This window comes from Mesorhizobium sp. M7A.F.Ca.CA.003.01.2.1 (assembly GCF_003998945.1).
Lineage (GTDB): Bacteria > Pseudomonadota > Alphaproteobacteria > Rhizobiales > Rhizobiaceae > Mesorhizobium > Mesorhizobium ciceri.
The window spans coordinates 1-5,287 of record NZ_RZRA01000338.1 but is presented as its reverse complement, the minus strand read 5'-3'; the positions used below and the strand labels follow the sequence as shown (position 1 = coordinate 5,287).

Annotated in this window: 7 protein-coding genes and 1 pseudogene; 3 read left to right on the top strand and 5 right to left on the bottom strand. The window is 62.1% G+C overall.

Annotated elements, in window-relative coordinates; translation table 11 throughout:
- The 3 genes from EN969_RS15440 to fabA all read right to left on the bottom strand — a co-directional run.
- A partial coding sequence (locus tag EN969_RS15440) for an SDR family oxidoreductase (protein ID WP_127419225.1) occupies positions 1 to 446 on the bottom strand: 446 nt, incomplete at its 3' end.
- A gap of 13 nt (positions 447 to 459) precedes the next feature.
- Positions 460 to 1,680, bottom strand: coding sequence for a beta-ketoacyl-ACP synthase I (gene fabB / locus EN969_RS15435; RefSeq protein ID WP_024503470.1), 1,221 nt, complete (start codon positions 1,678 to 1,680; stop codon positions 460 to 462).
- Positions 1,681 to 1,732: 52 nt separating this feature from the next.
- The gene (gene fabA / locus EN969_RS15430) at positions 1,733 to 2,248 is read right to left on the bottom strand and encodes a 3-hydroxyacyl-[acyl-carrier-protein] dehydratase FabA (protein ID WP_013527885.1); all 516 of its coding nucleotides are present in this window, start codon (positions 2,246 to 2,248) and stop codon (positions 1,733 to 1,735) included.
- A gap of 242 nt (positions 2,249 to 2,490) precedes the next feature.
- Here fabA and irrA point away from each other — a divergent pair, with 242 nt between their 5' ends.
- A complete protein-coding gene (irrA, locus tag EN969_RS15425) occupies positions 2,491 to 2,922 on the top strand; it encodes an iron response transcriptional regulator IrrA (protein WP_024503471.1) in 432 nt (143 codons plus the stop codon).
- 46 nt (positions 2,923 to 2,968) lie between these two features.
- Positions 2,969 to 3,376 carry a DUF4260 domain-containing protein gene (locus tag EN969_RS15420; RefSeq protein WP_063169996.1) on the top strand — a complete coding sequence of 136 codons (408 nt, stop codon included), beginning with the start codon at positions 2,969 to 2,971 and terminating at the stop codon, positions 3,374 to 3,376.
- Here the strand turns inward: EN969_RS15420 and EN969_RS15415 are convergent.
- On the bottom strand, positions 3,349 to 3,909 hold the full coding sequence (locus tag EN969_RS15415) for an SH3 domain-containing protein (RefSeq protein ID WP_063170456.1): 561 nt from the start codon (positions 3,907 to 3,909) through the stop codon (positions 3,349 to 3,351). The two genes, EN969_RS15420 and EN969_RS15415, sit on opposite strands and share 28 nt — an antisense overlap.
- Positions 3,910 to 4,118: 209 nt before the next feature.
- On the opposite strand from EN969_RS15415, the gene EN969_RS15410 reads away from it, so the two are divergent.
- Positions 4,119 to 5,120 (top strand): D-glycerate dehydrogenase, encoded by a 1,002-nt coding sequence (locus EN969_RS15410; protein WP_013527881.1) that lies wholly within the window; start codon positions 4,119 to 4,121, stop codon positions 5,118 to 5,120.
- A 47-nt stretch (positions 5,121 to 5,167) separates the two neighbouring features.
- On the opposite strand, the pseudogene EN969_RS36025 reads toward EN969_RS15410, so the two are convergent.
- A pseudogene (locus EN969_RS36025) lies at positions 5,168 to 5,287 on the bottom strand (GNAT family N-acetyltransferase); the annotation flags it as partial.

Genomic DNA, 5,287 nt, shown 5'->3' with positions numbered 1-5,287 from the left:
GAGCCCGCATAGGTCAGCGTGATCATCGATCCGCCGTCCTTCATCAAGGTGGCCGCATGGCGGGCGACCTCGGTGAAGGAGTAGCAGGAGATCACCATGGTGCGGACGAAATTGTCCCGGCTGGTGTCGGCGTAGAGGCCTTTCAACTCGTTCTTGTCGGAAAAGCCGATGGCGTGGACGATGAAATCCAGCCCGCCCCATTCGTTGCCCAGGGTCTCGAACGTGGCGGCGACCGAAGCGCTGTCCTCGACGTCGCACGGCACGACCAGCGAGGCGCCGAGCTTGTCGGCCAGCGGCTTGACCCGGCGTCCGAAGGCATCGCCCTGATAGGTGAAGGCGAGTTCCGCCCCGTGTTCGGATAATTTCCGGGCGATGCCCCAGGCGATCGAATGATCGTTGGCGACACCCATGACAAGCCCGCGCTTGCCCTTCATCAATCCGTCCATGGCCGGCAAATCCTTATGCGGAATAGCGCTGGAAAACGAGCGTGGCGTTGGTGCCACCGAAGCCGAACGAATTGGACAAAACAGTGTCGATCCTGGCGTCGTCGATGCGCTTTCGCACGATCGGCATGCCCTCGAATTCGGGGTCGAGGGTCTCGATATGGGCGCTTTCGCCGATGAAACCGCCCTGCATCATCAGGATCGAGTAGATGGATTCCTGCACGCCGGCCGCGCCCAGCGAATGGCCGGTCAGCGACTTCGTCGAGGTGATGTACGGCATCTCTGGGCCGAACACCTCGCGGATGGCGCCCATTTCCTTGGAATCTCCCACCGGCGTCGAGGTGCCATGGGTGTTGATGTAGTCGACCGGCGTGGAAACCGTGGCCAGCGCCTGGCGCATGCAGCGGACCGCGCCTTCGCCTGAAGGAGCAACCATGTCGTAGCCATCCGACGTCGCGCCATAGCCGACGATCTCGGCATAGATCTTGGCGCCGCGCGCCTTGGCATGCTCAAGCTCTTCCAGCACCAGCACACCGGCGCCCCCGGCAATGACGAAGCCGTCGCGATTGACGTCATACGCACGGGAGGCGGTCGATGCCTTGTCGTTGAATTTCGACGACATGGCGCCCATGGCGTCGAACAGGTCCGACATCGTCCAGTCGAGATCCTCGTGGCCGCCGGCGAAGACGATGTCCTGCTTGCCCCATTGGATCAATTCATAGCCATTGCCGATGCAATGCGCCGAGGTCGAACAGGCCGACGAGATCGAGTAGTTGACGCCGTGGATCTTGAACCATGTGGCAAGCGTCGCCGATGCGGTCGACGACATTGCCTTCGGCACCGCGAATGGACCGATGCGCTTGGGACTGCCGTTCTTCAGCGTCGTTTCGGCAGCTTCGACGATGGTGCGGGTGGATGGTCCGCCCGATCCCATGACGATGCCGGTGCGCTCATTGGTGATGTCGCTCTCGCCGAGGCCCGCATCCGCGATCGCCTGGTCCATGGCGACGTGGTTCCATGCAGCACCCTGGCTCAGGAAGCGCATCGCACGGCGATCGATCATCGCCGATGGATCGAGCGTCGGCGCTCCCCAGACCTGGCAGCGGAAGCCGTGTTCGGCGAAGGAATCCGAGAAGCTGATGCCTGATCTGGCGTCATGCAGCGAGGCTTGCACCTCGTTGGCATTGTTGCCGATCGACGACACGATGCCGAGGCCTGTGACTACGACACGTCTCATTCGCAACTCCTTCCAGGGATGCTGGCCAAAGGGGGCCGGCCAGGGGTGCCGGTCAGCCGACCGCCGACTGCTTGGACAGACCGACTTTCAAATCCGTTGCCGCGTATATGGGTTCGCCATCCGCCTTCAGCCAGCCATCGGCGATGCCGAGCACCAGCCGGCCCCGCATCACGCGCTTGAAGTCGATGCCATATTCGACCTTCTTCACCGAAGGCGTGACCATGCCCTTGAATTTCACTTCGCCGGTCGACAGCGCCATTCCCTTCCCGGGTTCGCCAAGCCAGCCAAGATAGAAGCCCGTCAGTTGCCACATGGCGTCGAGGCCGAGGCACCCCGGCATGATCGGATTGCCGATGAAATGGCAGGCAAAGAACCACAGGTCCGGCTTGATGTCGAACTCCGCGCGGATGAAACCCTTCTCGAAGGCGCCGCCGGTCTCGCTGATCTCGGTGATGCGGTCGAACATCAGCATTGGCGGATAGGGAAGCTGGGCGTTGCCCGGTCCGAACAGTTCGCCGCGGGCGCAGGCCAGCAATTCGTCGTACTCGTAGCTGGATTTACCCGCCATCAATCTCATCCCATATCGTTCCGGGCCATCGGGTGCCCTTGTCGTTGGTTTCCTAACACAATCTGTTTCAGGCCGGAAACCGGCGTTTGCGCTTAGCCTGCTCGTCTGCCTGGGTCAATGCGCGCTATTGATCGCATTCGGACGACAGAATATATGTCCTGAGAGGTCCGGTTTCGGCAGACGTTCATTTTTTTGCCATTCTGGGCGTGTCTTGGGGCGGAACTGTGGGGTTCGACGAGAAGATGGACCTGGACGGCCGGAAGGAAAATGTCGCTGTGGACAAGCGGGTCCGTGAAGCCGGGCTGAGGCCGACGCGTCAGCGCATTGCGCTGGCCGATCTGCTTTTCGCCAAGGGCGACCGGCATCTGTCGGCCGAGGAACTGCACGAGGAGGCGGTTGCCGCCGGCGTGCCGGTGTCGCTGGCCACCGTCTACAATGCCCTTCACCAGTTTACCCAGGCGGGACTTTTGCGCATCCTCGCCGTCGAAGGCGCGAAAACCTATTTCGACACCAACACCTCCGACCACCACCATTTCTACATCGAAGGCGAAAACCGTATATTCGACATCGACAGCGGTCCGGTGACGGTTGCGAACCTGCCGGAGCCTCCGGAAGGGATGGAGATCGCCAATGTCGACATCGTCGTGAGGCTGCGCCCCAAACGCCGCGAATGACTGGCGAGGCCGGAATCATCTGCCAAGCCAGAATTATCGGCCAGGGATGAAACCCCTCGATCTCGTAATCCGGCTCGAATGGGCGATCGTGGCACTGGCTGCCGTCATTTTCTACGGTTCGACCGGCATCTCCTGGTGGCTCTTCGGATTGCTTATCCTGGCGCCTGACCTATCGATGTCGGGCTATCTGGCCGGTCCGCGCGTCGGTGCCCTTGCCTACAACGCCTTGCACATCCTGATCGTGCCCGTGCTGCTGCTGCTCGGCGGGCACATGTGGGGCAATGCGGCCGCGATGGCGGTTGCGCTGATATGGATCGCCCACATCGCCATCGACCGTGCGCTGGGCTACGGTCTGAAGCTGCCGACCGGCTTCCAGGACACCCATCTCGGCCGTATCGGGCATAAAGCCAGGACCGCGAAAGAGAATCAGTCCTTGACCCGTTCGCCGGGATAGGCGCCCCAGACGACCGACTGGGCAAGCCAGCCGGTGTGGCCGTCGAACGTCATTTCGCACCACTGGCCGTCGCAGGATTTGATCGTACCCATGACGCCAGGTTCGATCATCGCGACCACCCTTGCATCCTTGTCGGGGCTGTTGAGAAGATTGATCCGGGTGCCCTTGCCACGCTGCCATGGTGCGACGATTGCCGTGCGTCGGCCGGAAAGCAGCGACTGGTTGATCCAGCCTTCCGAACCATCGGCATCGCGCACGCGGCGCCATGTGTCGAATTCCTGGATGATCTCCATCGGCAGGCCGGCCTTCATGTACATCCAGTCGACCGAGTAGTTGGCGCCGGGGCCGACGCGCGAGTTGACGCGGCCGGATTTCAGGCTGACGAATCGCGGCAGCGGCAGGCCGCTCGGCCCGAGCGTGACGACGCTCTGGGCAGGTGCAGCCGCACTCTGTGCCGCCGTAAGCGGAGAATAAAGCAGAGCGCCGAAAAATGCTGCACTGAGGGCCAGGCGAAGCGACGCGAAACCAGACACTTTCATTCCTTTCGGCGCTTGCCTCGGCGCCCCTTTTTCTTTGTCTTCGGCGGCACCGCTTGTTACATGGGTAATCGGCACCGCGACCGGCTTTCAGTTTCGCCGGTCTTGGTTAAAGAGGTCTCAACGAGATCGGGTTAGAGCAATTCCAGCAAACCTGTGAAGCGGTTTTGCGTTCGGAATTGCGGCAAATACTCGAGAGGGAAACAATGGCAGGCAAAAAAAGGCCTCTCGTCGTCATCACGCGCAAGCTGCCCGACCCGGTCGAGACCCGCATGCGCGAACTGTTCGACGCAAGGCTGAATGTCGAGGACCGGCCGATGACGCAGCCGGAACTGGTCGCGGCGGTCAAGGAAGCCGACGTTCTGGTGCCGACCATTACCGACAATATCGACGCGGCGCTGATCGCTCAGGCAGGCGACAACCTCAAGCTGATCGCCAATTTTGGCAACGGCGTCGACAAGATCGATGTCGCGGCTGCGGCCAAGAGGGGCATCACCGTCACCAACACGCCGAATGTCCTGACCGAAGACACCGCCGACATGACGATGGCGCTGATGCTGGCGGTGCCGCGGCGGCTCGCGGAAGGCGCCAATGTGCTCACCGGCGACAAGAAATGGGCCGGCTGGTCGCCGACCTGGATGCTGGGCCGGCGCATCTGGGGCAAGCGGCTCGGCATTGTCGGCATGGGGCGGATCGGCACGGCCGTAGCCAGGCGGGCCAAGGCCTTCGGACTGTCGATCCACTATCACAACCGCCACCGCGTGCTGCCGGCCGTGGAAGACGGGCTGGAGGCGACCTATTGGGAAAGCCTCGACCAGATGCTGGCCCGCATGGATATCATCTCGGTCAACTGTCCCTCGACGCCGGCAACCTTCCATCTGCTTTCGGCGCGGCGGCTGGCGCTACTGCAGCCCACCGCCTATGTCGTCAACACCGCGCGCGGCGACATCATCGACGAGGAAGCACTGGTCAAGCTGATCCAGGACGGCAAGATCGCCGGCGCCGGCCTCGATGTCTACGAGCACGAGCCGGCCTTGAACGGCAAGCTGCTGAAGCTCGCGGCCAAGAACAAGGTCGTGCTTTTGCCGCATATGGGCTCGGCGACGCTCGAGGGCCGTATCGACATGGGTGAAAAGGTCATCATCAACATCCGCGCCTTCGTTGACGGCCACCGCCCACCAGACCGCGTGCTGCCGCTCAGGACCTGACACTGTCGCGGTGCGATATCCGTGGCCCACAAACCGTAAGATAAGACTTACGGGAGAGCTTTGCGCATGGTGATCGAGGTCGGCCTGGCATAGCCGTCATGCGCCGTCCGTCCAGTTTCGCGAAAGCCGAGGCGAGCAAAGGCCGCGTGGTTCGCGGTCAACTCGAT

Bases quoted from the DNA above. Each gene is read 5' to 3' on its own strand.
- irrA (WP_024503471.1), top strand. From the start codon at position 2,491: ATGGACCTGGACGGCCGGAAGGAAAATGTCGCTGTGGACAAGCGGGTC.
- EN969_RS15410 (WP_013527881.1), top strand. From the start codon at position 4,119: ATGGCAGGCAAAAAAAGGCCTCTCGTCGTCATCACGCGCAAGCTGCCC.
- fabB (WP_024503470.1), bottom strand. From the start codon at position 1,680: ATGAGACGTGTCGTAGTCACAGGCCTCGGCATCGTGTCGTCGATCGGC.
- EN969_RS15420 (WP_063169996.1), top strand. From the start codon at position 2,969: ATGAAACCCCTCGATCTCGTAATCCGGCTCGAATGGGCGATCGTGGCA.
- fabA (WP_013527885.1), bottom strand. From the start codon at position 2,248: ATGGCGGGTAAATCCAGCTACGAGTACGACGAATTGCTGGCCTGCGCC.